Annotated in this window: 23 protein-coding genes; 10 read left to right on the top strand and 13 right to left on the bottom strand. The window is 46.4% G+C overall.

Annotation, left to right across the window (positions count from 1 at the left end; all coding sequences use genetic code 11):
• Window positions 1-275 precede the first annotated feature (275 nt).
• Window positions 276-1871 (bottom strand): DUF4335 domain-containing protein, encoded by a 1596-nt coding sequence (locus QT990_RS10730; RefSeq protein WP_333142143.1) that lies wholly within the window; start codon window positions 1869-1871, stop codon window positions 276-278.
• Between QT990_RS10730 and QT990_RS10725 the strand changes: the two genes are divergently transcribed.
• Window positions 1819-1983, top strand: coding sequence for a hypothetical protein (locus QT990_RS10725; RefSeq protein WP_333142163.1), 165 nt, complete (start codon window positions 1819-1821; stop codon window positions 1981-1983). The genes QT990_RS10730 and QT990_RS10725 overlap by 53 nt on opposite strands.
• 72 nt (window positions 1984-2055) lie before the next feature.
• Here the strand turns inward: QT990_RS10725 and QT990_RS10720 are convergent, their stop codons facing one another.
• Window positions 2056-2661, bottom strand: coding sequence for a DUF3038 domain-containing protein (locus QT990_RS10720; protein ID WP_333103785.1), 606 nt, complete (start codon window positions 2659-2661; stop codon window positions 2056-2058).
• 398 nt (window positions 2662-3059) lie between these two features.
• Here QT990_RS10720 and QT990_RS10715 point away from each other — a divergent pair, with 398 nt between their 5' ends.
• Both QT990_RS10715 and QT990_RS10710 read left to right on the top strand, forming a co-directional pair.
• Window positions 3060-3272: a helix-turn-helix transcriptional regulator gene (locus QT990_RS10715; RefSeq protein WP_333103771.1), complete on the top strand. Its 213-nt coding sequence runs from the start codon at window positions 3060-3062 to the stop codon at window positions 3270-3272.
• Window positions 3265-3423, top strand: a complete 159-nt coding sequence (locus QT990_RS10710) for a hypothetical protein (RefSeq protein ID WP_333142144.1) — start codon at window positions 3265-3267, stop codon at window positions 3421-3423. Before QT990_RS10715 ends, QT990_RS10710 begins: the two co-directional genes overlap by 8 nt.
• Window positions 3424-3771: 348 nt before the next feature.
• Here QT990_RS10710 and QT990_RS10705 read toward each other — a convergent pair whose 3' ends face one another.
• Together QT990_RS10705 and QT990_RS10700 are read right to left on the bottom strand one after the other, a co-directional pair.
• A complete protein-coding gene (locus QT990_RS10705) occupies window positions 3772-4713 on the bottom strand; it encodes a site-specific DNA-methyltransferase (RefSeq protein WP_333142145.1) in 942 nt (313 codons plus the stop codon).
• 294 nt (window positions 4714-5007) lie between these two features.
• Window positions 5008-7701, bottom strand: coding sequence for an endonuclease MutS2 (locus QT990_RS10700; RefSeq protein WP_333465251.1), 2694 nt, complete (start codon window positions 7699-7701; stop codon window positions 5008-5010).
• 466 nt (window positions 7702-8167) lie between these two features.
• Here QT990_RS10700 and QT990_RS10695 point away from each other — a divergent pair, with 466 nt between their 5' ends.
• The gene (locus tag QT990_RS10695; protein ID WP_333409712.1) at window positions 8168-9415 is read left to right on the top strand and encodes a response regulator; all 1248 of its coding nucleotides are present in this window, start codon (window positions 8168-8170) and stop codon (window positions 9413-9415) included.
• Between the two features lie 282 nt (window positions 9416-9697).
• Here the strand turns inward: QT990_RS10695 and thrB are convergent, their stop codons facing one another.
• The 4 genes from thrB to QT990_RS10675 form a co-directional block, all read right to left on the bottom strand.
• Window positions 9698-10675, bottom strand: a complete 978-nt coding sequence (gene thrB / locus QT990_RS10690) for a homoserine kinase (protein ID WP_333465228.1) — start codon at window positions 10673-10675, stop codon at window positions 9698-9700.
• A 90-nt stretch (window positions 10676-10765) separates the two neighbouring features.
• Window positions 10766-11242, bottom strand: a complete 477-nt coding sequence (locus QT990_RS10685; protein ID WP_333465227.1) for a tetratricopeptide repeat protein — start codon at window positions 11240-11242, stop codon at window positions 10766-10768.
• Window positions 11243-11246: 4 nt separating this feature from the next.
• Window positions 11247-11813 carry a Uma2 family endonuclease gene (locus QT990_RS10680; protein WP_333465226.1) on the bottom strand — a complete coding sequence of 189 codons (567 nt, stop codon included), beginning with the start codon at window positions 11811-11813 and terminating at the stop codon, window positions 11247-11249.
• A 346-nt stretch (window positions 11814-12159) separates the two neighbouring features.
• Window positions 12160-13395, bottom strand: coding sequence for a VWA domain-containing protein (locus tag QT990_RS10675; protein WP_333142150.1), 1236 nt, complete (start codon window positions 13393-13395; stop codon window positions 12160-12162).
• A gap of 407 nt (window positions 13396-13802) precedes the next feature.
• On the opposite strand from QT990_RS10675, the gene QT990_RS10670 reads away from it, so the two are divergent.
• Window positions 13803-14462: an ATP-dependent Clp protease proteolytic subunit gene (locus QT990_RS10670; RefSeq protein WP_190741967.1), complete on the top strand. Its 660-nt coding sequence runs from the start codon at window positions 13803-13805 to the stop codon at window positions 14460-14462.
• A gap of 262 nt (window positions 14463-14724) precedes the next feature.
• Complete coding sequence (locus QT990_RS10665; RefSeq protein ID WP_333044307.1) at window positions 14725-15318, top strand: ATP-dependent Clp protease proteolytic subunit; 594 nt, start codon at window positions 14725-14727, stop codon at window positions 15316-15318.
• Between the two features lie 98 nt (window positions 15319-15416).
• Here QT990_RS10665 and QT990_RS10660 read toward each other — a convergent pair whose 3' ends face one another.
• Window positions 15417-15551: a hypothetical protein gene (locus QT990_RS10660; RefSeq protein WP_333465225.1), complete on the bottom strand. Its 135-nt coding sequence runs from the start codon at window positions 15549-15551 to the stop codon at window positions 15417-15419.
• Between the two features lie 149 nt (window positions 15552-15700).
• Here QT990_RS10660 and QT990_RS10655 point away from each other — a divergent pair, with 149 nt between their 5' ends.
• Together QT990_RS10655 and QT990_RS10650 are read left to right on the top strand one after the other, a co-directional pair.
• On the top strand, window positions 15701-17134 hold the full coding sequence (locus tag QT990_RS10655) for a transposase (protein WP_333142151.1): 1434 nt from the start codon (window positions 15701-15703) through the stop codon (window positions 17132-17134).
• A 45-nt stretch (window positions 17135-17179) separates the two neighbouring features.
• Complete coding sequence (locus QT990_RS10650; RefSeq protein ID WP_333142152.1) at window positions 17180-17806, top strand: J domain-containing protein; 627 nt, start codon at window positions 17180-17182, stop codon at window positions 17804-17806.
• Here QT990_RS10650 and QT990_RS10645 read toward each other — a convergent pair.
• The 4 genes from QT990_RS10645 to ltrA all read right to left on the bottom strand — a co-directional run bounded on the left by QT990_RS10645 (window position 17800) and on the right by ltrA (window position 21693).
• On the bottom strand, window positions 17800-18729 hold the full coding sequence (locus QT990_RS10645; protein WP_333409723.1) for a serine/threonine-protein kinase: 930 nt from the start codon (window positions 18727-18729) through the stop codon (window positions 17800-17802). The genes QT990_RS10650 and QT990_RS10645 overlap by 7 nt on opposite strands.
• A 76-nt stretch (window positions 18730-18805) precedes the next feature.
• Window positions 18806-19009 carry an Arm DNA-binding domain-containing protein gene (locus tag QT990_RS10640; RefSeq protein WP_333142154.1) on the bottom strand — a complete coding sequence of 68 codons (204 nt, stop codon included), beginning with the start codon at window positions 19007-19009 and terminating at the stop codon, window positions 18806-18808.
• Between the two features lie 585 nt (window positions 19010-19594).
• On the bottom strand, window positions 19595-19831 hold the full coding sequence (locus QT990_RS10635) for a Calvin cycle protein CP12 (RefSeq protein WP_190662788.1): 237 nt from the start codon (window positions 19829-19831) through the stop codon (window positions 19595-19597).
• 167 nt (window positions 19832-19998) lie between these two features.
• Window positions 19999-21693, bottom strand: coding sequence for a group II intron reverse transcriptase/maturase (gene ltrA, locus QT990_RS10630; RefSeq protein WP_333465224.1), 1695 nt, complete (start codon window positions 21691-21693; stop codon window positions 19999-20001).
• Window positions 21694-22923: 1230 nt separating this feature from the next.
• Here ltrA and QT990_RS10625 point away from each other — a divergent pair.
• On the top strand, window positions 22924-24177 hold the full coding sequence (locus QT990_RS10625; RefSeq protein ID WP_333142156.1) for an FIST N-terminal domain-containing protein: 1254 nt from the start codon (window positions 22924-22926) through the stop codon (window positions 24175-24177).
• A gap of 118 nt (window positions 24178-24295) precedes the next feature.
• The coding region (locus tag QT990_RS10620) for an ISL3 family transposase (RefSeq protein ID WP_333306955.1) at window positions 24296-25346 on the top strand (1051 nt) is incomplete at its 3' end.

Raw genomic sequence — 25346 nt, 5'->3', positions numbered from 1 at the left:
GTTCGGCAACGGATTCTGTAACGGATGTAACGGATGTCAGGAAGAAGGAAAAAGGAAGTTTGTAGGGTGTGCAATGCACATCAGTTGACGAGTGTCAGCAAATTTTTTTACTGGTGACTCTGCCCGCACGGGTCAAGAGATATGGGTAGCATAAACTGGAGCAACTGTCAATACGCTGGCTGCTGCTGTCGCAGTTAAAAATTGATTTTTTTTGAACTTGTTTAAGATTAGCAATTAACCGAGATTTCCCATCTCGACAATGTGTTTGAGAGCGTTTAATCACTCTCTTCCAAAAAGGTTTGTACTCGACCGTTCGGTCGCAAAACAACTCTAATTTTCGGGTTTTTTCCATTAGAAACGGCAGAAACAAACGGCTCGCCGGCTAATGGCATATTAATTTGCTCGATATAATCTGCTGCTGCTTTTCCCATCGGCACAATACTTTGAACTGACCCATTTTCATCGATCAGCACGCTGTATTCCAAAGTTTGTTCCATTCCTTCAGGAGGCTTCCAGCGTTCCTCAAAGTAAGTTCTAGCTTCTGAAACTTGAGGAATGGTATCAAATAAAGTGTGGTTTTTTTTGCTAGCCGCCACCTGGTTGTTATCCTCAGACTCCGCAGGCGGTTGAGCGTCCTCAAGGGCTGGGAGTTCGGTACTGGCGGGGGGGACAATCGGCTCGATGGGGCGGGGGAAGGGTTGCGGCGGGGGAACGGGAAATCGGGAAGCAGACAGGGATGGAGGCAGGGGGGGCGGTACGGCGGGAGCTAGTCTCGGCGGTAATGGGGGCAGCACGTAGGGTACTGGTGCGGGTGCTTGGGGGCGGCCCTGGGGCGGTTCTTCGGGGGCGGGAATAGTGATTGTTGACCCTTGAGGGAATGCTGGGGCGCTCTGTGGGGCGCTGGCTGCGCTGCCGTTGGGGGGAAATAGCAGGGGTGGCTGCTGGATGGGGCTGGGTTTGTTGGTGGGGGGAGTTGGCGCGAGGGCGATGGGGGGCAAGCTGGGGCTGGGGGAGGCGGCGGTGTTGATGGGCGGGGGCGGCAGCGGTGGTAAACCGGGTGTGGCTGCGGGTGTTGGTGCTGGGGGTGTCGGTAGGGCGGGAACTGGACTGGGGGAAACGCCGGCAGCTAACTGGGGGTTTCCGGGAGCGGTGCTCAATTGTGGATTGGCGGGGGCTGTGGCGGGGGCTGTGGCGGTTTGCGGGGATGTGGCGGTTCGATCGAGCATTTTGATGATTCCAGTCGTCAGGCCCGCGCTGGCGACCAGCATTGCTGCCACCTTGAGCCAGGGTGAGGACAGCGGCCGTTGGGACTCGCGGTTGAGGTTGGGAAGCGCCATCACTTCGGCGGCGCAGTCATCTAGCGCTGTGGCCAAGTCAAACAGTTGCAGGGTGCTCAAGGGAACTACTGGCCCGGATTCTGCGGCGCTCAAAGAGCCTAAAAACAAGTTGTGGGCGAGCAAGCCGCGGGGCTCTAAGCGGGGGGGAACCGGAAGGTAGGCTGTGTTTGGGGCGGAGGTTGCTAGTTCGGAAGTGTGGACGGATCGATCGAATATAACGGCATTACGTGCGACTTCTAGCGAGTCTGAACCCGCAGGAATACGATCGGTTTGAGAGTTGAGGTTGCTTTCCCAATCGCGGGATTCGCCGAGCAAGTTTTGGACGTAGTTGCTGACAGCTTCGTGGAGGGTTTCGAGTTGAATTCGATCGCCCCTGAGAGTAACGTGTTGGGTATCTGGCAGCCTGGGGTCGTCGAGTCGCAGCTCGAAACTTAAAGATTTAAACACGGGTTGGCCCGCCCAGCGAGATAGAGGCGAACTTTTGGCTGTAATTTCCAGCGTGCAAGTGGGGGGCGTGTACCGTTTGAGAACCATAGCAGGAAGGAAGAAGGAAGAAGGAAGAGGGAATAACTATGTTTTATCTGATATTTGGCAGCATTCTCAACAAGCTTTTTTAGCAACAGGCAAGATGCCTGTTCCACAATAAATAAATTTTCTGGTGGAACAGGCATCTTGCCTGTTCCCGATGTTTGTGATTCTCGTTCCCATTATGCTTAGCTTAATTCTTAGCGCGGTCTAGAAGAGCCAGCCAGAGGCGGCGGTGGCCGCCGGGACTGCTGTAAAACAGCAAATCGATCAGGAGTTTTAGGGCCAAATCAGTCAACTCTCTGGCCGATAAATTTTCTGCATCTTCCATGCGCGAGCCATAAGTGTTGCTGAACCTGTCAATATAATCTCCCAACAAAGCAATTGTGTGAGGTTCGCGGTTTTGCTCTGCCATTTGTTCGAGCAAAGCAACAGCGCGGCGGATTAAAGCTTGGTGCTGTTTTGCCAAATGACAGCTTATCAAAACGAGCGATCGAGCTTCCTCCACATCTAGTTTTTTGCGCCCTCCGTGGCCTTTCCGCAGCGGGTTAGATTGGCGCAGCCGCCACAAAGCTACCCGATCGGCTACCATTGGCTCTAAATTCAGTTCGGCTGCTACCTTGAGCATCGCCTCTGAGCCTATTTCTGCCAGTGCTTCTAGGGCTAACAGCACTAAATCCAGTTGGGCTTTAATGTTGTCCAACTGGGTAGGTTCTGGTGCTTTTTGGGTCAATTCTTCCCAGTTGGGAGATTGGCCCCTTTCGTTTGTGGGAGCGGAGGGCTTTACGGTCGAGCGCATGGCTTCAGCACGGGAAATTAAGACTGGTTGAGGCTGGATATCAAACAGTATGCCGTGATTCAAGCTTTGCGGCCTGTGGGCAACAGCACATCTGTTAATTTGTCTCCATAGCTCGTTGCTTTGATTCCGGCAATCCTAACTGCTGGACGGAGTTGCGGGTGAAAAGTTGCGGGTGAAAAGTTGCGGTTTCAAGTTCGATCGATCGCAATCCGCAAAACCCAGAGATTTTTACTTCTAACCATCCTACGCCGCAGAGTGACCGAAATCAAATCAGTGGTTTGAAACGATCGGGACTTATATCAATGCAAAGATCCTAGCGCTCTCGAATGCTACTTATAGTCTGTCGCTACTTATAGTCTGTCAGATTATAGTTGTGATTGCTTCATCTGGCGCAATGTATGGATATTACGGAGCAATTTGGTAAAAAAGTTAGACATTTCCGAAAGCTCAGAAATCTTTCCCAAGATCAGCTTGCAGAACTATCTGAATTACATCGCACCTATATTGGTTCAGTTGAACGAGGTGAAAGGAATATAACTCTACTTAATGCCAGCAAAATAGCCAAGGCATTATCCGTTAGTCTAGCTGATCTGGTAACTGCTGATGACTGAAAGAAGACTAGAGCAAATTTTAGCAAAATACCAAAAGTCATTTACCGAAAAAATTTATGCAGAAGAGAATGAAGAACACGATATCTTAATGGATGTGTTTGGTATTTCTCCAATAATAAAAAAAGAAAATAGGCAATATTGGAAGAGTTAGGTATGTGTTGGCAATTGTTAGTTACTGAAACGTGTAAAACATATTGCAGTAGCTTTCAGCCAGCATTTAAAGTTGGAAGCGATGAGCCGTGCGATCTGATTGTTGATGGGTACGCAATAGATACAAAATATCGTATTGGCTCAGGAGACTCTGGAACACTGAAAAAGTTCAAATCTTATGGCCCACTACTTCGTACTTATAATTACGAACCCGTATTTTTAATACTTAGACAAGATAATTTGCCCGCAGCTATTACAGCGTGCCAAGTAGGGACTTGGAAAGTTTACACTGGGGACGATTCGTTTAATTTTATACAAACAATAAGCGGGTTTGATTTAAAGTCATTTCTTATTGAAAAAGTGGGAGAATTCCCTGTATACCGCTGAAACTATCAAGGCGCTTGTTAATAATCTCTATGTAGTCAGGTACTATTTCAATGCCAACATACCTAATGCCAAATTCTTTCGCCGCCAGCAATGTAGTTCCCGATCCTGCGAAAGGATCGATTAGAATAGAATTTTCCAAACGCGGTACAAATATTTCGACCAGCTTTCTCATTAGAGCGATTGGTTTAACTGTGCAATGGACGTTAAACTCCTCGGTTTTCTCACGCTGTATACCTTCTAAAATATTTGACTGAAAACCACCAAACTGATCTTTAGTATAAAATAGACCAGTACCATACTCCTGTAGAGTTTCCAAGTAATTATTGACCAGTGGTTTTTGAAGTACGCAGATTGCTTCCCATTCGTTCCTCAGACAACTGTGCCAACCATCCCATTGTTCAGAATTTTCATATCCTTTCTTCTCTAACTGTTGTTTGATATTGACACCTTTAGGAATACCACTCGATCTTTTATAAACAAGAATATCTCTCGCATAGAAACCAGCACTTTCAAGTGCTACTTGTACGTGAGCAACCGTTCGTGTGCTATTGAAAACTAAAACTGTCGCACCCGGTTTGCAGATCCGAAAAAGCTGCTCACCCCACTCAAAGCACCACTTTTCATAATCCAGAGTGTTGTTGCGATTCCTTTGATACCATTTTTCGTTTCTGACTCCACCTGCTAAACCACTGCCATAGGGAATGTTTTTAACAAGGGTTTTATTTCTCTTGCCATTGACTCTTTCAATCCGCCTTTGAATTTCTGAGTCATCCCATTTATGACCAATAAATTCATAATTATAAGGTGGGTCAGTGATACAGGCAGAAATATAATTTTCTGGCAATGTCTTCATCACTTCACGACAGTCGCCAACCAAAACTTCATTTGAGGGAGTTTTTTTCATTAGTCAGGCAGTTACTAAAGTGGGAAATCAACTCTTAATTATTCCACATTTGCAGTCTAGTATCCATTCCGGTTGCATCAGTATGATATGTTCCTTGCGAGTTGTTTTGCGGCATACAACTAGATATAGCAATCCTAAATGATTCAGATAAATCTGTAGGGGTAGTGCTACCCCTACTCCCCGTGCCTACCCCCTATCTATCGGGCAACCACGGGGGGATTGCCCCTACAATAATTATGCAAATGATTTAGGATTGCTATAATTACGAGTCAACCGGAAATGCGTAAATCCTGACTACTTCAAATAAACCACCGTCACACCTGCGCCTCCTTCTTTTTGACTAGCCAGCTCAAAGCGGGAAACCTGCGGGTGATTCGCGAGGAACTCGTGAACCCCGCGCCGCAACTGTCCCGTACCTTTGCCGTGAATTATCCACAGAACTCCGTATTCCACAGCCTTGGAAAGAGCTCTGTCTATTTCGATTTCTGCGTCTGAGACTCTCGCACCCCGTAAGTCGATCGAATTATTAGCAGTGCGAATGGCAATTTCGGGATTGGGTTTTGGAGATTCCGCCGCTGCTTGCTTAGCTTTAGCGGTAGCGAGTGCTTGTGCTTGGGCTGCCGCCTTGGCTAATTGAGCTTTAGTTTCGGGTTTTTGACCGTCTAGGGATTCAATTTCTCCTAGTTTGACAGTCATTTTCATAATCCCAAACCGAACGCTCAACTCTTCGTTAGCATCGGGGCCGCTGAGGACTTCGGCGGTTTGGCCCAAGCTGGGAATGCGGATGCGATCGCCCACTTTCGGCATAAAACTCGGTTTGGGTTTAACCGGTTGTTGGCGAGAGGGCAGGTGTTTTTCAGAAATTTGATTTAAAGTATCTGTCGCTTGTTGGGCATTTTGAGCCGTCTGGTTGCCCGACTGCAAGCGACGAATGATTTGAGCAATTTCTGATTTTGCCGACCCGATCGCCTCATTTACTGCCACTTCCTGAGCTATTTTTAGTTCTCGCTCCCGCTCTTGCAAAGCGGCTGCTTTTTGAGAAACTTCTCTGTGCAGTTTTTCGGTTTGGTGTAGCAGTTGAGTTGCTTCTCGGGCCTTGGTTTCCTGTTTCCGGCGCTGTGCTTCGAGTCCAGCAATCACTTGATTGACATCTTGAGATGCTCCCCCGACATAGGTTTGAGCTTCATCGACTATAGATGCTAGCAAACCGAGTCTTTTGGCAATGGTGAGGGCGTTGGAACGTCCGGGAATTCCCCACAGCAAGCGATAGGTTGGCTGCATGGAATTGTCGTCAAATTCTACTGAGGCATTTTCAAAGCGGGAGTCTTGATATTTAAGGGCTTTGAGTTCGCCAAAGTGGGTAGTTGCAACTGTTAATAGGGAATGTTGGGCGAGGTATTTCAACAGGGCGATCGCCAATGCACTGCCTTCTGAGGGGTCTGTCCCCGCTCCTACTTCGTCTAACAAAACTAAAGATTTGGGAATTGGTAATTGGGAATTAGTATTTGGGATTTGGGGTTTGGGAATTTGTAATTTAGGTTTGAGGATTGGGAGAGCAGAAACAGTGTTCTGTGTATCTGTGACTTCTTGGTCTTGCTGTGGGGAATTAGTAATTGGAAGGTTTGAATTTTCTTCCCCTTCTGCCTGCGATTTATTGTGTAAAACTTCTAAAATGCGGCTGATGCGGCGGATATGGCCAGAGAAAGTAGACAAACTTTGCTGCAAAGATTGTTCGTCACCAATATCAGCCAAAATATTGTCGAACCAAGGCAATTCTACGGGTTCGCGGGCGGCAACAAACATTCCTGCTTTCGCCATTAAAGCTGCCAATCCCAAGGTTTTGAGGGTGACAGTTTTGCCGCCAGTGTTGGGGCCAGTGATGGCGACGACGCGGATGTGCGGCCCGATCGTTAAATCGACCGGCACGACTGGAAAGCCTTGCTCGTGCTGTTGCTGCCAAACTAATAAAGGATGGCGCAACTGGCGCAGGGTAATTTGCGATCGCAGGTTGCGAATTAATAATTGACTGTTTTCTGAGTTTTCCTCATCTTCTTTTTCCTCATCTTCTGTTTCGGGATTTTTTGGTGCTAATTCTGGCTCTCCCAATTCGATAAATTTCGGAGGGTTTGCTTGCAACCAAAAACTATAACGCGCTTTAGCTGCTGCTAAATCTAAAGTTGTAACTACAACCACCAATCTGTCTAAATCGGGTTTTACTGCTGCGACTTGCTCGGTGAGGGCGCGGCGGACTGCTTCTTCTTCGGCTTGTTCTTGCCTGAGCAACTGCCGCATTTGGTTGTTAAGATTGACTGTGCTGTGGGGCTCTACGTAGAGTGTCGCGCCGCTGGCAGAGGAATCATGAACGATGCCCGGTATGGCATCTTTTTGGGGAGCTTTGACGGGAATGACAAAGCGTCCGCTTCTTTGGGTAATTAGCTGTTCTTGTACGGCGTTGGATTGGCGCTGCAAAATCCCCTGCAATATTTGATAAATGCGATCGCGCAACTGTCGCATTTGAACTCTAATTCCTGCTAATTTAGGAGTGGCTCTGTCTGCTACTTGAGCGCGATCGTCTATACAGCGATGGATTTCTTGCTCTAGTTCGGGATAAGTCCGCAATTGGGCTGCCAGTTCTTTGAGCGTCGGCACATCTGCCTGAGAGTCAATTATCCGGCGCAATTGCCTTGCTCCGGCGAGGGTAGTAGCAATTGCCAGCAATTCTTCGCCGCTGAGCAAACCTTGGAGTTCGGCTCGCTGCAGGGAAGTGCCGATGTCTTGGATTCCTTCAAAACTCAAAGCACCGCCAGCGCGGCTCTCTAACTGATAAGTTTCCTGAGTTTGAGCGAGGAGTTCTGCTGTTTGAGCTTGAGTTGCCGGGATTGCGAGGTCAAGGGCGGCGGCGACGCCGAGTTTGGTGGCCGCGAAGGTAGCCAAGTGCTGACACAGGCGCGGCCATTCTAATAGTTCTAGTGTTTCGGCTTGAATCAAAGTTGAGGTGGTGTTGGTAATTGGCATTCCCAGGCGCTGACCGAGAAGGTGAATTTAACGATACTATTAATTAATTTTAAAGTTTTTTATTGTTTCCTGGCGCAATTTGAGAAAGTATCTGCGATCGCCCTCAGCAGTCTTTCGACCGAAAGCTCTGATGTAACATTAATTACGAAGGAGAAAATTGGCATTTTTGCATTACCCGTCTAAAATTATACCTTCTAGTGATACCATTCCCCAAAAAATATGCAAATTTAGGCAAGCTCCCAACTATTATTATACAGTAAGTCCTTCCCAATTTTTTACTCTAAAATATAAAATCTAAAATGGTATAAGCTATTTTTGGTTTTGAGGGAGCGGGTATGGGCTGTTTTTTGATGTAATTGAACTATTTTGGAATTTTAAATCTGTCAGCGCAATTCTGGCGGTTGTATCCTAAAAAGTAATTTGTGGAGGTGGTAGAAGTATGGCAAAGATTCTGGCGATCATCGCGGATACTGTGACTTTTCAAGTTGTCCAAGAGTTACTCAGCCAAGAGGGACATCAGGTGAGAGTCGTTCCCGACGATAAGGAGGGTTTAGAGTTGGCGAAGGAATTGTCCCCCGATGCGATAATTTGCGACGGGAGTTCGCCTCAAATCAACTTTTTGGAGGTGTGCCGGCTGGTGAAAGCCGAGCGAGAATTGGCGGCAGCCTATTTTATTCTGCTGACAACACCGGAGCAATTTGATGAAGTTCAAGCATTGGATGCGCCCTTTGACGATTTTCTGTTTAAACCGATAGTTAAGCAGGAATTATTGGCGCGGGTGCGTGCGTCTAAGCGATCGCACGAGTTGAGGGCGCAGTTGGAGTTAACCCAGCAAGAATTGGATCTGTCGCGCGATCGAATGCTGCAAACTGAAAAAATGTCTAGTTTGGGCGAATTGGTGTCTGGGATAGCCCACGAAATTAACAACCCAATTACTTTTATTTACAGCAATCTAACTCACGTCCAAAGCTACGCGACCGATTTAATTGAACTGCTGCGATTGTATCAAAAAGAGCTAGTCAATCCCGGATCGGAAATTCTGCAAAAGCAGCAAGATATGGATGTGGAATTCGTACTCGACGATTTATTAAAAATTGTGAGTTCCATGCGTACCGGGAGCGATCGCATCCGCCAAATAATTTTGTCGCTACAGGATTTTTCCCGCAGCGATCGATCGGGCTGGCAGTTATTTGATGTTTCCGACGGTTTAGAAAATACTCTGTTGTTGTTGCAGCACCGCTTGCCGGCTCGCGAGGGAAGGCGAGACATCAAGGTGATGAAACAATTCGGCAATTTGCCACAGATTGAGTGTTATGCAGGTCTGCTCAATCAAGCTTTTCTGAATATCATCAATCACGCGATCGATGCTTTGGAAGAGTCGGCTCAAGAGTTAGAGGAGTTGGAATCCATCAAATTTAAGCCCGTGATTTTGATTACCACTCAGGTAGTCGATGCTCAGCGAATTTCGATTGAGATTGCTGATAACGACATCGCACATAGCAAAGATATCACAGCCCAAATTTCCGATCCATTTTTGGGAGTAAAACCTGCGGAACCACCCATATCATCGGGACTTGCTCTCAGCTATCGGATAATTGTAGAGCAGCACAAAGGAGAGTTCAAGTGTTTTTCCGAACCGGGTAAAGGCACTAAAATTCAGATAGAGCTTCCGCTGCGTCACAGTTAATTAAGAGTATTTACCGTTGGTGGGGGCGGGTTTTTGCGATTGTTGGTTTGAGCCTGAGATTATGGTGAATCCGCCCCTACAATGACTGGATTTTTTTTATGTAAAATTTTGTAGAGGGAATAGCAGAAGTTATCGAGAAGAGACTTGAGTTGATATTCAAGAGATTTGAAGGAGAGAGGTCGAGAATAGAAATATGAATAATTCCCTGGAGAGGGGCAACCACGGGGGATTGCCCCTACAAAACACGGTTATGTAGATGTTGTGTGTCTAGGAGTGGAATAATTAAAGGGAGACTTGCGCGCCTTGAGTATCGAGGCCGATCGCACGCACCTCAGCCTTTACCCCAAATTCCATCCAAGCAGCCGCCATTTCCCTCTCAACCGCCTCAGCGTTAGCCACATCCGTTAAAGCTAAAAGCGTGGGCCCGGCACCGCTAATTACCATTTCATAGGCCCCTGCATTCAGGGCAGCTTGTTGCACCGCTTCATATCCCTTAATCAGAGATTGCCGGTAAGGCTGGTGAATTTTGTCTTGGAGGGCGCAGCGCAGCCAGTTTTCATTGCCAGTTTCCAAAGCCCGCACTAGCAAACCGAGGTGTGCAGCATTAAAAATCGCATCAGCCTTGCTGTAATCTGCAGGCAAAACTTTGCGGGCTTCGGCTGTAGACAGTTCAAAATCGGGGATGGCTACCACGGGCACAATATTCGGATGCCAGGGAATATCGCAAATTTCCCAAGCAAAACCCTCTGCATCCTCCTCTCTGTGTTCTCTGTGCCTCTGCGGTTCAATTCTCAAAGTTGACGCAGCGAGGCGACATCCTCCTAGTAAAGCGGGGACAACGTTGTCGGGATGTCCTTCAAGTTCGATCGCCAATTGCATCACTTCCACCTGACTCAAAGGCTTTCCGGCTAACTCATTTGCACCGACTAACCCACCGACAATAGCTGTGGCGGAACTTCCCAAACCTCTAGCCAGCGGCACTTGCATATCTATATGTATGGCTACGGGCGGCGGCGATTGGTTGAGGTATCCGTATAACTTGACAAAGGCTAGATAAGCGAGATTGCTGTCATCTGTCTTGACTTTGGCGGCTTCTTTGCCTGTAACAGTAATTTTTAGTTTCTCTGTTGCTGAGGGTTCGAGTCGGGAGAATTGGAAGCGGTTGTAGAGGCTTAAAGCGGCGCCGATGCAGTCGAAGCCGGGGCCTAAATTGGCGGTTGTAGCGGGTACAGTAACGGTAACGGTGGAAGTTTCGGGCATTTTTTGAATAGTTAATTTGGAATGTTTAACCGCCGATGAATGCGGATGAACGCAGATAGAAGGATATTATACTATGTTTTCAAAAGCACTCTATTCTTGCAGCATTTGAAGATGCTTGATAGCATCTTGATAATCGTTGGTATTGCCGTCTTTTTGATAAAGTTCCGCTGCTTTTTGATAATCGGCGATCGCCCCGTCTTTGTCTTCTAAGAACTCGCGGACTCTGGCGCGGTTGTAGTAGGCGTCGCCGTAGTTGGGGTTAATTTCAATTGCGCGATCGAAATCTGCTTTAGCTGCTGGATAATCTTTGAGATTGCGGCCGTGGATGATGCCGCGTTTGTTGTGGGCTTTGGCGTAGTTGGGGTTGAGCCGGATGGCTTCGGTGTAATCGGCGATCGCCCCTTGAATGTCTCCTGCTTCTGATTTGGCTAAACCGCTGTTAAATAAGTCTTCAGCAGGATTTTGAACGATGAGTATTGGCGCTGACTCTGCTGGAATGGCAGGGGATATGTCACCCAAAACGGTAACTAATCCTAAAATGCCGATCGCCCGGTAAAAGTGTTTCATAAATCTAAGCAAAAATTTGAGCAACAGAGCAACTAAAGCCAGGTAACAAAGGCGAGGTCAATTCATCAGCGTTCAACAGCGTAGCAATGAGCCTTAAACTTGCTTGTTCCCTGCGATAAACTTCTATTTGCTGCAACCGCCAATTCACAATCCAGTATTCCTGTACTCCTCGTACCGAATAGAGTCTGAGTTTCAAATCTCTATCCCGTCTTTCATTGTCTGCCCCGGAGGACAATACTTCAACAACTAACTCAGGTGCGGCGGTTAAATGGCCTGCTTCGTCTAGCAAGATAGCCAAGCGTTCATTGCTGGCCCAAACTACATCAGGAATAACACAATCTACATCTGTAAAAATAACTCCTGGACTAATTACTGATTCTCCTAATCCTGTTTTTTGTGACCAAGTTTTTAACTCCATGCAGATATTAGCACAAACTTCTTGATGATTCCAGTGTGCCGCCCATGTCACAAATAACTCTCCATCAATAATTTCGTAACGATCGCCGTTATCGGGCAATAGTTCTAAATCGGCGGTAGTCCAGCGTACTTTATCAGATATTGTCTGGCTCATAAGCTGTGTTGCATCTAGATTGCCTATGGTTTAGAGAGGGAGAGCGGGAGAAGGGGAGAGGGGGAGAGGATTTGACGATTTTTGATCGGGACTCGAAATATACAATTTAAATGCACAACAGCTTACAAGCACTCTTGATAGGTGATACAAACATTCTAAACGATCGAGCTTCTTGTCGCTCCACAGCTTGAAACAATCCGGCTACACTGACTTTCGCTTTTTGCAGGCGAGACTCAGAATATTGAAACCCGCCTGGGTGCGGGTTTCGTGTTTGTAGACGCGATTTAGCATCGCCAAATTGTCCGATCGCCCAATTTAAAATTATTTAAAATTTCAAATCGCGCGATTACTTCAAAATAGTTTTAGAAGCAATCCGAGTTTTCTTGCGATCGGCTTCACTCAATTGTTCACCAGACTGCAAACGAGTAGCAGAAGTTTGCAGCACAGTTGCGGCACTTTTATCGCCCATTTGCAGAGCAGTTTTCGCAGCAGTTTGCAGCATTGTTGCCGCGCCGGCGCGATCGCCCTGTTGCAATCGGGTTTCTGCGAGTTGAGTTTGGCGGTATTTAGCCAAAGCTAAAATGTGCTGCTGTACCATCGGGTTAATGGCCGGCTGATAAACTTTCAGGACATTAGCGGAAAGTGCAACAGGATCGGAAAGCAAACCTTGACCGACACTCGGATCGTCGTAGCGAATTTGCAATTGCCCGATCGCCTGTGTACCTTCGGGCAACTGTCCAATATAAATATTAGCCAAAACTACTCGCTCTATATCCTTCATTAAATCTCCCAAACGTACCATAAAGCGATCGCCCTCTTGCTGTACCGGTAATTCGATCGTATCCGGGGCAACTTGGGCGATCGGTTTGAGTTCGGCTAACCGCACTTTTGGCATTAGGGAAAATAGCAAATAAGCATTAGTCAAACCTACACCTTGGACGCGGCTAAACAGTTTACCAAACTCGTCAACCGCATCTTCAGGACGCTGAATGTGAGCCAGAGCACCGCCGCCTGCATCAGCAATCTTTTCCAGAATATCCTGGTTCCAGTTATCGCCAAATCCCAGAGAATTTAAAGTCATGTTGTAGTCGGCCGCCAATTTAGCCAACTTCAAACACCGGCTGTCGTCGCCGTGTTCGTTTTCGCCGTCAGTCAGCAGAAATGCCTGAGATATAGCTTCTTTTTTACCTTTGCCCAACTCTTCAATACCTAACTTAATGCCCTCATCAATTGCTGTGCCACCGGCAGATCGCAATTGCTCAATTTGCCGTTTAATGCTACTGGGGTCTCCCACAATTTGATTGGGGACGAGGACTTTGGCTTTATGGTCGAAAGCCACCGCGCAAAAGCGATCCCCGGGCTTCAACCGGTCTAGCAAGCGTCCGGCGGCTTGTTTGACGGTTTCCAAGGGGCGTCCGCCCATCGAACCGCTGTGGTCGAGAATCAGGCACAGGTTTAAGGGTACGCTGGAGTCGATCGAGCTTGCCATCGCAGACACCGAAATCGCTAGCTGGCGCTGCGTTGAGGGCGCAGCAGCGTCAAGGTTAGGGTCGTTTAAAACCGGGAGCAAACTAACTTTCATGCGGGATACCTAAAGATTGCGTTAGTATTTCTTTAAGAATAGCTCCATCAGTTCAGGCAACATTTCGGTTATGTCAGGAACCTCAGCCTAAGTGCATGAGGCTTGTAAGAGATTCTTGCGAGCCGTCCTGACCAGCCTAAGACTTTCGAGGTCTACGTTTTTTGAGTCATGACACCCGCTTGATGCGAAGCTAGTCCCCTGCCCTGTCATTTGCAGTTAAACAGTTTTAAGGTCACTGAAACAGTGCTGCAAGTTTAACAAGCTCTAAAAACAAAGGCGCGTGCTAACTTTACCCGTAAGGGAGTTTTGGAGAAGACCACATCTCCACGGAGGGGCAACCATACCCCTCCACCCCAATCCAATGTAAAGCCGTCCTAGAAGGACGGGGTTTCAGACTCATTTTTCTGATGAACACACCCATTAAAGCAGTGCAATCGCCATACTACGGGGAAGGGAACTCTCGGACGCCACCTCCCGATTTGCCATCCCTGTTGCTGAAGGAGCGGATCGTTTATCTGGGGATGCCTCTGGTGCCTGCGGTAACAGAACTGATTATCGCTGAACTGTTGTTCTTGCAGTACGAAGACCCGGATAAGCCGATCAAAATCTACATCAACTCGACCGGCACTTCTGGTTACAGTGGCGAACCCGTCGGCTTTGAAACAGAAGCCTTCGCTATCTGCGATACGATTAGGTACATTAAGCCGCCTGTGCACACTATTTGCCTCGGTTCGGCAATGGGGATGTCTGCGATGCTGTTAGCGGCTGGTACAAAAGGCTTTCGGGCGAGTTTGCCCCACGCTTCGATTGTGTTGCACCAACCCAAGGCTTACACGCGGGGTCAAGCAAGTGACATTCAAATTCGGGCTAAGGAAGTGCTGGCAAATAAAGCGACGATGCTTGAGATTTTTGCAAGCTGTACTGGCCAACCGATCGAAAAGATTACTAAAGATATGGATCGGTTGCTGTACCTGACGCCCCATGAAGCTAAAGAATACGGTTTGATCGATCGCGTTCTTGAAAGTTCGGAAGAATTGCCGAAACCGCTGCCTGCTGGAGTCATCTAACTGGGAATTGGAAATGGGGAATGGGGAATGGGGAATGGGGAATGGGTAATAGGAAATGGGGAATGGGCATGAGTAATAATTAAGGGTTAATGGCTAGTAGTTTCTACCCGGGTTAGTTATTCAATAGTCTTTTTATGACTAACAATTCCCAATTACCGATTCCCCATTACCGATTCCCAATCACCAATGCCCGATGCCCAATTCCCGATGCCCAATTCCCAATTACCAATTACCAATTACCAACTAAACGGAGTTCCGAATTATGCCTATCGGTGTGCCAAAAGTTCCCTACAAGATGCCGGGGGGTTATGATACTCAGTGGATTAATATCTACGATCGCCTCTACCGGGAACGGATTATTTTCTTGGGCAGGGACGTTGACGATGAAATTGCCAATCAAATCATCGCTGTGATGCTCTATCTTGATTCGGAAGATTCAGGTAAGGATATTATTTTGTACATCAATTCCCCAGGCGGAATGGTGTCGGCAGGCATGGCTATTTTTGATACCATGCAGCACATTAAATCGGACGTGGTGACGATTTGTGTGGGCTTGGCTGCTTCGATGGGTTCTTTCCTGTTAGCTGCCGGTGCGAAGGGGAAACGGTTAGCTTTGCCTCACTCGCGAATCATGATTCACCAGCCTTCTGGGGGCACGCGGGGACAAGCAACGGATATTCAGATTGAGGCGAAAGAGATTCTGCGGCTGCGCCACGAACTCAATAATATCTATGCTAAGAATACTGGCAAGCCGATCGAGAAAATCGAGAAGGACATGGATCGCGACTATTTCATGTCCGCTGAGGAAGCCAGAGAATACGGCTTGATTGACAGAGTGATCGAAGATCGTCCGTAAGTTATTTTTGCGCTACCGTAGTGCGGGCAACCCTCGCACTACAACCTAGTTCGCAGTAAATTTTGGCAGAATCTTTACCTTTAAGGATTCTGCCATATTTAACTTAACAGCCGGGAAGTCCAAGGCGTGTATAAGGCGGAGATATCTTGGAGGCGTCCGGGCGATCGCAGTACCCCGAATAAATTCAGCAAGAGGATGAAAGGCGCGGCGGTCGGAGGTACGGAGCGAGTCAATTATACTTTGGGAGCATCCTGATTCTCAATGTATATTCTAAGCATTGAAACAGTAGCACCACTACAAGATGCGATTTTCTACTAACAAGTCTTGCGCTTTTAGCATTCACACATTATATTTGAGGAAGGTCGAAAAAAGGAAGATATCATTGCAGCTAACCTACAAGTACAAACTGAAACCCACTCGTCCCCAAGCAGTGACGATATCGACTCACCTGGAACTCTGCAGGCGACAGTATAATTACCGTTTGAGCGAGAGATTCAAATGGTGGGAAGCTACCAGAACACCCATCAATACTTGTCCTTTGAATGCTTCTATAGTCTCAGTAGAGGAAATCTACAAGAATATTCCTCTGACTAGAGTGCAAACCAGAGATGGCAGGAAAAAAGATGAAGCAGGCAATCCCATAACAAGAAAGGGTGATATTTTCTCAAATATTGATGGTGGTTATGTACAGTGGCAAACCGTACAGTTAGCTGACTTGAAAAACACCAAGAAACTATTTCCTGATTACAAAAAGTTGGATGCCCAAGTCTTACAGGATGTAGTCAACAGGGTAGAAACTTCTTTCTCAAACTTTACGATACTTGACAAGAATGGCCGCCGTAGGGGGAAGCCTAGATTTAAAGGTTTTCATTATTACAAATCGTTTACTTATCCTCAACTTGACAATTTGAATATTATCAAAGATGAGCAAAGCAGGATTTGTATTGACCTAGCGAAAATAGGTCAAGTGCCGATGGCATTCCACAGACCAATACCGAAAGGATTCAAGGTTAAGACGGGAACGGTTATCAGAGAAGCAGACGGATGGTATATTTCCCTAACGCTAGAAGATAAAACAGTGCCAGTAACGGTTGCAGAAATTCAACCGACTGCCGAAAACTGTCTCGGTATTGATTTGGGAATTACGAATTATCTCTATTTGTCCAATGGCGAACGAGTCGAAAATCCTAGATTTTTGAGAAGGTCTTCTGAGAAGTTGGCCAAACTTCAAGCGAGGTTAGCTAAAAGAGTTAAAGGATCTAAGTCTTGGAAAATTATCAAAGACAAAATTTCCAAACTTCATCAATTTGTAGCGAGAACAAGATTAGATTTTCAATTCAAGACTGCACATAAATTATTCAATAAGTGTGATGTTTTAGTTTTGGAAGACTTGAGTCTCAAGAATCTAACTAGACGCGCCCAAGTTAAGACTGATATTGAGGACGGCAATCTGGTCTACTTGCCCAACGGTCAAGCGGCTAAGAGTGGCTTAAACAAATCAATGCTTGATGCTGCTCATGGTCAGTTTGCTACTGTTATCAAATATGTCGCTGGTAAACTAGGTAAAAGCGTTGTATTCGTTGACCCGAAAGGCACTTCTCAACATTGTTGGAACTGTCTCAACAAAGTGCCTAAAGAATTGTCTGAGCGATGGCATTCTTGTCAGTGTGGCGAGGAACTCGAGAGAGATGAAAATTCAGCCAAGCTTATCAAAAAGATTGGCTTGAATTACGAAAGTGGCGGTGGTTCTACGTCACTCAAAAAAGCCCTTGCAAACAGGGAAAAAGAAGCCTGCAGTCTAACGATACTCCGTTGACCGTCAGGTTTGTTCACTGGTATTATCAACGCTCATTCATGCTAGATGGATATTGCAGATTATTACCGACAGTTAGGACTGAGGTCTGGCGCGAGTTTATCGCAAGTTAAGGCCTCTTATCGGCAGTTAGCCAGACAGTATCACCCCGATGTGAATCCGGGAAACGAACAGGCTAAGAATAAGTTTATTGCTATTACTGAGGCTTATAAGTTCCTGGTGAATGTTGCCCCCCACCATGTTGCGGAGTCGAAAGTTGCCAATTCAACTGTGCCGCCTACTTGGACACCGCCGGATCAGGAGGTGAAAGCTCAACCGCAGGCAGTTAAAGTGACTCGAAAAGAGGCTGCGGTTCAATCTAATGCGGATCTGTCGGCTGCGGAACAAAAGTTAAAGCAAGATGCTTATTTTGAGCTGCAGCAGTTGCTGAAATATCAGAGGTTCCCACGGGCGATCGCCTTGATTGAGGGTTTAGCCCAGCGGGTTCCCGAAGATTTGGAGGTGCGTCAGTGGCAGGCGATCGCCTATCAGCGCTGGGGACGACATTTGATCGGAGAAAAGCAGGTTGATAAGGCGAGAATTTATTTGAAAAAGGCTGTGAAAACTGACCCTCACAATCGGGCTTTGTGGGCGGAAGTTGAGCGCGATTTTCGCAGGTTGGAACAGATTTATTGAAGCGATGTTGCGTCCCCCTTTTGCAGGGGGTCTGCGTCGTGAATTTTTAATTTTTCTAAAATAACTTGGGTATTTTCAGGTCGGTTTTCCGGTAGCGGTTCCATCAATTCGTCGATCGACTCTAGGAGTAACGGGTCAATATCTACAGCCTGGTTCCTCCAATTAATTTTACCAGTTTTTTCATTAACGGGAAAGTTAATCGGCTCTATGCCTGTTAATAAATGTACAAAAGTACGCCCTAGGGCAAAAAAGTCCGATCGCACGCCTGCTTTACCTAGAATTTGTTCCGGTGCGGCGTATCCCGCAGAACCTATGGGTGCGGTCTCTATCTCTGCTTCTGTGGCGGCGCCGAAGTCAATTAATCTCAATTTCCCATTGGCTTCAAGCATCAGGTTGGATGGCTTAATATCCCGATGCACTACATGATATTTGTGGATTTCCTGCAAAATATTGCTCATTTGTTGCAGCCAATCAAGAGCGAGATTTTGAGAAACGTACTGTTTTTTAGTTAAGAATTCTGCCAAGTTTTCTCCGGTAATTTTTTCCATCACCAAACAAGACAATTTCTGGAAATTATTGGGGAGTTTAATTGGGAAATAACCGTCAGGTTCGACTTGGGGAACTGAGCCCTTTCCGGCCAGCCAAATCAAAACTCGCGCTTCTTGCTTGAACACGCGAACTAAATCGGGATTGTGTGTGTGTTTCAAGACTTTTAAAATTTTGACAGTGCCCCATTCGTTTTCCCCGGTTCCCAAGTCTTCAACTTCAAAGATGTCTGTGGGGCGTGCGGGATTGGGCGATCGCACTGGTTTAAGGATACGATAGCGATCGGCAATTAACAAATCCGTGCCACAAGCCTGACAATTTTGAGCAGCAGCAGGATTTTCACGTTGTTCGCATTGAGGATTGATGCAGTAAATCATCGGCCTTGATACGTCGACGACTGACGGATTTAACAAATTGATTCAATTATTAGCATAAAACCCAGCAAAACTAACCTTAAACGTTGTTGGCTCCTTCGATCCGCCAAGCGATAGCGATCGCCTTTTGCCAGTTTTCGGGAGTATCCTTCATCCCTAAGCCCTGATGCTTTCGCTTCCCCCCAAAAATGGGATTGTACTTGGTACTGAACTGTAACCGGAGTGAACCGTTATCGGACTGTACTTTGATCGTCTCAGGGGTTGCTTGTGATTTAGCGTACATATTGTTTTTTCAAGGTTCTGTAAGGGTTTTAGCCTTCTATCAAGTTTCTAGCAATCCTCGGTGAATCGAGCTGTGTGCATAGCGTGAATGAAGGCACAGAAACAATATAACACAGATAACCGATAGTGCATCCAGACTAGCGGTTGAAACCAAGGCCCGGTGGCTGCCAATAAAAGACTCAACATCTTTGGGAAAATATACTCACTTATTTGTCACAAATTTTACTACAAAAATGCTAAAAAATCAGCAACCAGAACACGGTCTTAATGTTTTAGTTACTGCTATTTTTTCTAAGGTACTTGGCGCGCTTTGAAGGCTACTTGAGACACGATAGACGGCAATACGCTTGAGTTAAAACTGTTTATTCCTCAGATATCTCCTTCCCCTCCTCGCCTCCCTTGGGGGACGCAAGAGCCAATTCTTGTCCCCCTTGGGGGGCGAGGGGGAAGCTGGCGGATTTGAACCGTATGGGGATAGAGGGCAAATCTCGCCATTACCTAAAGGCTCAACCCCTCAAATAAAATTCTCCCGCGCCAAAAGTTAGATTTCGGCGCGGGAGAAAAGGGATAGAGCTAAATGGCTCGTTTATTCCTCGTAGATGCGGCACTCAGCAGCGTCAGGATTGTCGTCGCAAAATTTTTCAAAAGAATTCTTAGGTTTGACTTGCTTTTGGTGGGAAGCTTCTGCTTGCAGTTCTTCAACTGCGTCCCACGCCGCCGCGCATTCCCCGGAAGTGGCGCCCTTGAGGTCACAGACGGTACGAGCGCTTTCTAGTTCTTCTTCAATTTTTTCTTGGATGTTGCCTGCGGGTGTTGTTGTCATAAAAATTGTTGGTAGGAAAGTGTAGGAGAATATGGTTGTCCCCGACCTATTTCTAGGTAATGTTAGCACGCGCCTTTGTTTAGTGAGCTTGTTCGGCTAACGGCACGTCCTTAACCCAAATAAAGATGTTGCCGGGTAAGGTTCGAGCGTCACCGCTCTCCCCTCCCCTAAGAACCGGACGTGAGGCTTTCGCACTCATCCGGCTCAAGCCTTATTTCAAGCTCGGAAAACTTGGGTTTTGAGTGTTCCTGATTATGGCACGTTTTGTGCAAGTGCCGAAGGTTTTCGATGTCGTCTCGTCCGCCTTGAGAAACAGGGATTATGTGATGGGTGTCTATTTCCTCTCCATTGAATAGAGGTTCGCCACAAGTTGGACATTTCCAGTTCTGGTTTTGAGCGATTTTGTAATTCCGAGAATTTTTAACCCAGTAGCTCTTACCGTATTTTTGGTGGCGATTATCCCAATACTCCTTTAGAGAGGAGTCATCCGGTGACGCTTCCCCCTTGACCTTTACATGGCGTTCAATGGGTGTGTATGCTATCGGGTAGAGGATTAAATATTTCTCTTTCCCTCGGCGGTCGCTAGTTGTTGTAGCGAATGTCCATGTATTGCCATTTATGGTCTTGAAGTAGCGTTTCCGAACCCATTTTGCGCTTTTCTGTGGGTGTCTACGCTTTGCCCATTGCCATAGGTATTGCCATACCCGGCATGAGATATATCCAAAGGTTTCCTTGCTAACTTGTCCTTTGTAATAGTTAGCAAAACCTCGAAGAATTGGATTGAGTTTTCTGATGACCCCCTCTTGTTCTACTCCGTTCATTGCCTTTATTTCTTTCCCGATTCGTTTACAAAAGTCTAAGACTTTCTTCTTCGAGGGTTTGACTAGCAATTTGCCATTGTAATGGCGGTGGTTGTATCCAAGGAAATCAAAACCATCATCCATTGACGTGATTAGCGTCTTCTCCGCGCTTAATTCGAGTCCTCTTTTTGATAACCATTGTTGAATCTGGATTTGGGCTTTTTCAAGACTTCCTTTGTCTTTGGCTGTGACAATAAAATCATCAGCATATCTGACCACGCCAAGTTTTGGGTTGGTGGATTTTATGTAATTTTCTAATCCATGCAATCCTATATTGGCAAGTAGGGGTGAAATAACCCCACCTTGTGGCGTACCCATCTCTGTTGGATTTAATTTTCCTTCAAAGAACAATCCAGCTTTTAACCATCCTTGGATAAGACTTCTTTTGGGGAAGTTACTAATCTGGTTCAGGATAGATTCATGAGCAATGTTATCGAAAAATCCTCGAATGTCCGCTTCTAGTACCCATTTGTCATTACTTCCGTATCGTTTAGGCAGAACTCTATTGACGTTCTGTACAATGGCATCCTGACAACTTCTACCAGGTCTAAAGCCATAGGAATTTGGCTCAAACACGGCTTCCCATTCGGGTTCTAGTGAATTCTTAATTATTGCCTGTTCGATTCTGTCGCGCACGGTTGGGATTCCAAGCGGTCGTTTCTTTCCATTAGGTTTTGGTATCTCCACCCTTCTGGTTGGTTGGAGATTTCCCCCCTTCCAAGTATTTACCAGAGTCACCCTTTGCGCTGGGGTATTGATAATTTCTTTGTCAATTCCTGCCGTTGCTTTGCCTTTATTGGTCTGGGTGATACGCCGAACAGATAGTAATAAGTTTGCGTAGCTTCGTTGCATTAACTTCTGTAGACTCCTAAGAGTTTTGAAGTTACCAAGTTTTCGAGCACGAAAGATTCTTTGTCGTAGATTCCTAACAAGTTTGTTGACCTTTGGCCATTCAATATGGCTCCAGTCTTCTAGTTGTTTCTTCAGTCCGTTTGTTGACATTACTGCCCCCATCTAACTTGTCCTCAGATTTGGTTTCTTTGACATTTTGTCTTTTCGTATAAGACCCAGATGAAGTCTGCTATTCCTTTTGGTCAGAGGCAAATCTTGAACCTCTATCTAGTTCATTACAAACTAGCGTTTGCTTTTTCATCCATCCTCTACCCTCCAGAGATTTCGGTCTTCGTTGCCTTAGACTTACTAGAAGTTTTCGACCTCTTCTAGACTCTGTAGGGTTTACCTTGTTGTATCGTTTAGTTGTCTGTTCTTCCTTAGATGCTGTCTATTCTGCGGTGGGAATTGTATTCACACGATTTAATAACGATTAAATATTAAATCTACCCACTTACCTTTTTGGTTAGAGCCTATCAGCCCTATTTGGCTCCCTTCGTTATGACGCAGTTTAAATGACAGTTCACGAGTGTTCATCATAGAAAAACTCCCTCTTGCTCCTTACCAGATTAGGCTTCCAGTAAGGGTTACTTCCGTGGTCTGCACTCCGCCTGTTTCATTACTTACTTGGGCGTGACCGAACTCTATAAGAGTCTTTTACGTGAGGGTAGAGGGTGTGAATCCCCTAGAGGAGTAGGCTCCTCAAACTAAACAACCTTTTCAAGTCGCGCTAACCGTTAACGACAGAGCAAGGGACTAGCTAAGCAGCCGCTTGGTGTCATAACTCAAAAAACGTAGACTTCTAAAGTATACGGCTGGTCAACTGTGGTTTAAGTCTTAGGCTCGAAGCGAGCGTGTCTTTAGACCTGGGTCGTTGACCTTATTAAGTAAGAAAGGTTTTCTTTTTGGATGTTAGTTTGGGTTGGATTTGCTGTTTCGGTCTGGCGACCCCAGCTAATAATAGCTTGAGATGCGCTGCTGTTGCAGCAGCCCAGAGAGAAACCATCCATAACTGCGAGCGCAGCAGCCGTCTCTACTTCCTGCTTTACTAGCCCGTAGGCGGATTCTAGTCCACAGGCATCAATGTAGGTCGAGCTGACCTTACTTTTGATGAAAACATTACACGAGGTTGGTGTGTCAAACTGTATTGAGCTTTATCTTTTAAGATTTAGCTGAATACGGCATTTAAGACCAAACAGATTAATGGGACACTCATGTTAACTTATGTTAACACAAGAACGGCAATCGATGGGGAATCGATCGCCCAAGAATACCGTCCCCCCAGTGGCCAGTTCCGGTTAGCCTAATGTATAGAGATAGTTTTATAGAGAAGTTTGCCTTATGTACACCCAAAACCAAATGCAATGGGTCAGCGCTTTATCAACCCGTCCCTCTTTGGAATCCGCCCTCAAAGAAGTTATAGAACAAGCCGATCGCGACCTAGAAGGCCCGGCTGATTTAGCGCTGATATTTATCTCGTCTGCCTTTGCCAGCGAGTATTCTCGGCTGATGCCTTTACTCCGAGAACTGCTGCCAGTGCCCGCGATCTTGGGCTGTGGCGGGGGAGGAGTCATCGGCACGAACCGGGGCGGCATCACCGAAGAAGTCGAGGGATCTCCCGCAGTCAGCCTCAGTCTGGCCCATTTGCCGGGAGTGAATGTCAGAACTTTTCACGTCGGTGCAGAAGAACTGCCCGACTTAGACAGTCCCCCGGATACTTGGGTGGATCTCTTGGGCGTGCCGGCCCAGGAAGAACCGCAGTTCATCATCTTGGCAGACCCCTTTTCCGCAAAAATTAACGATTTGCTGCAAGGGCTAGATTATGCCTATCCGGGCGCGGCAAAGGTAGGGGGGCTCGCCGGGGGGGACGGTGCGGGCAGGGGCGCGGCGCTGTTTTGCGACTATCAGCTTTACCGAGAAGGGACGGTTGGGGTAGCTTTGAGCGGCAATATAGTTTTGGAAACGATCGTCGCTCAAGGCTGCAGGCCGATCGGGCATCCTTATCGGGTGACGGAAGGAGAGCGGAATATTTTGCTCAAACTCGAAGAACAAACCGACGATACGGGCAGCGCGGGCATCGAGCGATCGCCCTTAGAGGCGTTGCGAGAGTTAGTTCAAACTTTGAGCGAAGAAGACCGAGAATTAGCGCAGCACTCGTTATTTGTAGGCTTAGTCAGCGATGAATTCAAGCTGACATTAGAGCCGGGAGATTTTTTAATCCGCAATCTGTTGGGAGTAGATCCGAAAGTGGGGGCAATTGCGATCGGCGATCGAGTCCGTCCCGGACAGCGCATCCAATTTCACCTGCGGGACGCGCGAACCTCCGCAGAAGACCTAGAAATGCTGCTCGATCGCTATCAGCGGGCCGCCGAGTACAGTGGTACCTCCAGCGCCGGCGCCTTGATGTTCTCTTGTCTGGGGCGCGGTGAAGGGCTTTACGGCGAATCGAACTTTGACTCCCGACTGTTCGGCCGATACCTCAAAAACATCCCGCTGAGCGGCTTTTTCTGCAACGGCGAAATCGGCCCAGTCGGCGGCAGCACATTTCTGCACGGCTACACCTCTGTATTCGGGATTTGCCGCCAAAATTCATAATTTGTGAACGGTTGGCTGTTGACTGTTGACTGTTGACTGATGACTGTTGACTGTTGACTGTTAACTGGGCTCTCCTGAGTTTATGGTGTAAAATGTACCTACTAATACATTTACCGTTATGAGCTTCCATCTAGACTATCTATTAGCCTTGCCTGGAGTCAGGGTTGAAACTTGTACTCAAGTTGAGGGAAAAATTTTCTTGGGACTGAGCATTTCATCAGAAGGAATTGTTTGTCATCATTGTAACAATCCTACCGAAAAACTGCATCAAAATCGACCAATTTTAGTAAGAGATTTGTCGGTTTTTGGTCGTCCTGTATATCTAAAAATCCCACGACGGCAGTTTTACTGTCCTTTTTGTCAACGGTATCCCACAGAAAAATTAGATTTTTTGGACGTTAAAAGACGGCATACTCAACGATATGAACAAGATATTTATGAGCGTGTCAAACAATCGAGCATGGAGCAAATTGGACGAGAAGAAGGACTGAGTTATGACGAAATAAAAGGAATATTTGAGCAGGTAAACACCCTCAAAAAAAAACCGAATTGGCAACGGGTTAAACGAATTGGTCTCGACGAGATAAGTATGCGCTCATGTCAAGGAAATTTTGTGACTGTTGTGAGTGACCTGGGCGAAGGTAATTTAATTGAGATGATTGATTCTCATCGCTGTGAAGAAATCATTGAAGTCCTTATAGAACAACCAATTGAAGTTCGTAAACAAGTTGAGGAAGTGAGTGTTGATATGTGGGGAGGATTCCCTAAAGTTATCAAAAAAGTATTCCCAAACGCCAAAGTTATTATTGATCGTTTTCATGTAATGAAAGTAGTTAACAAAGACGTAAATAAGTTACGTAGAGCAGCCGGAATAACAGACAGGCAAAGTAAAAATTTATTATTAAGTAATCGAGTAAATTTGAATCAAGAGCAGATTTATAAATTAGAATTAATACTAGAAAAATCCGAATGTTTGCGAATTGCGTATGAGATGAAAGAAAAATTTAGAGAAATATATGAGACTAATTTGACGGTCAAAGAAGGGCAGACAAAAATCAAAGAATGGCTAAATCATGCACAAGTATTTTTTAGAGAATCTGCATCAACAATTGAGAATCATTTTGAGGGTATTTGCAACTACTTTCTTCATCGCACCACAAGTGGAGTCA

Source organism: Microcoleus sp. T3_B1 (genome assembly GCF_036700445.1).
Lineage (GTDB): Bacteria > Cyanobacteriota > Cyanobacteriia > Cyanobacteriales > Microcoleaceae > Microcoleus.
Note: the sequence above shows the minus strand (reverse complement) of the source record. Positions and strands in the feature narration are given on the sequence as shown.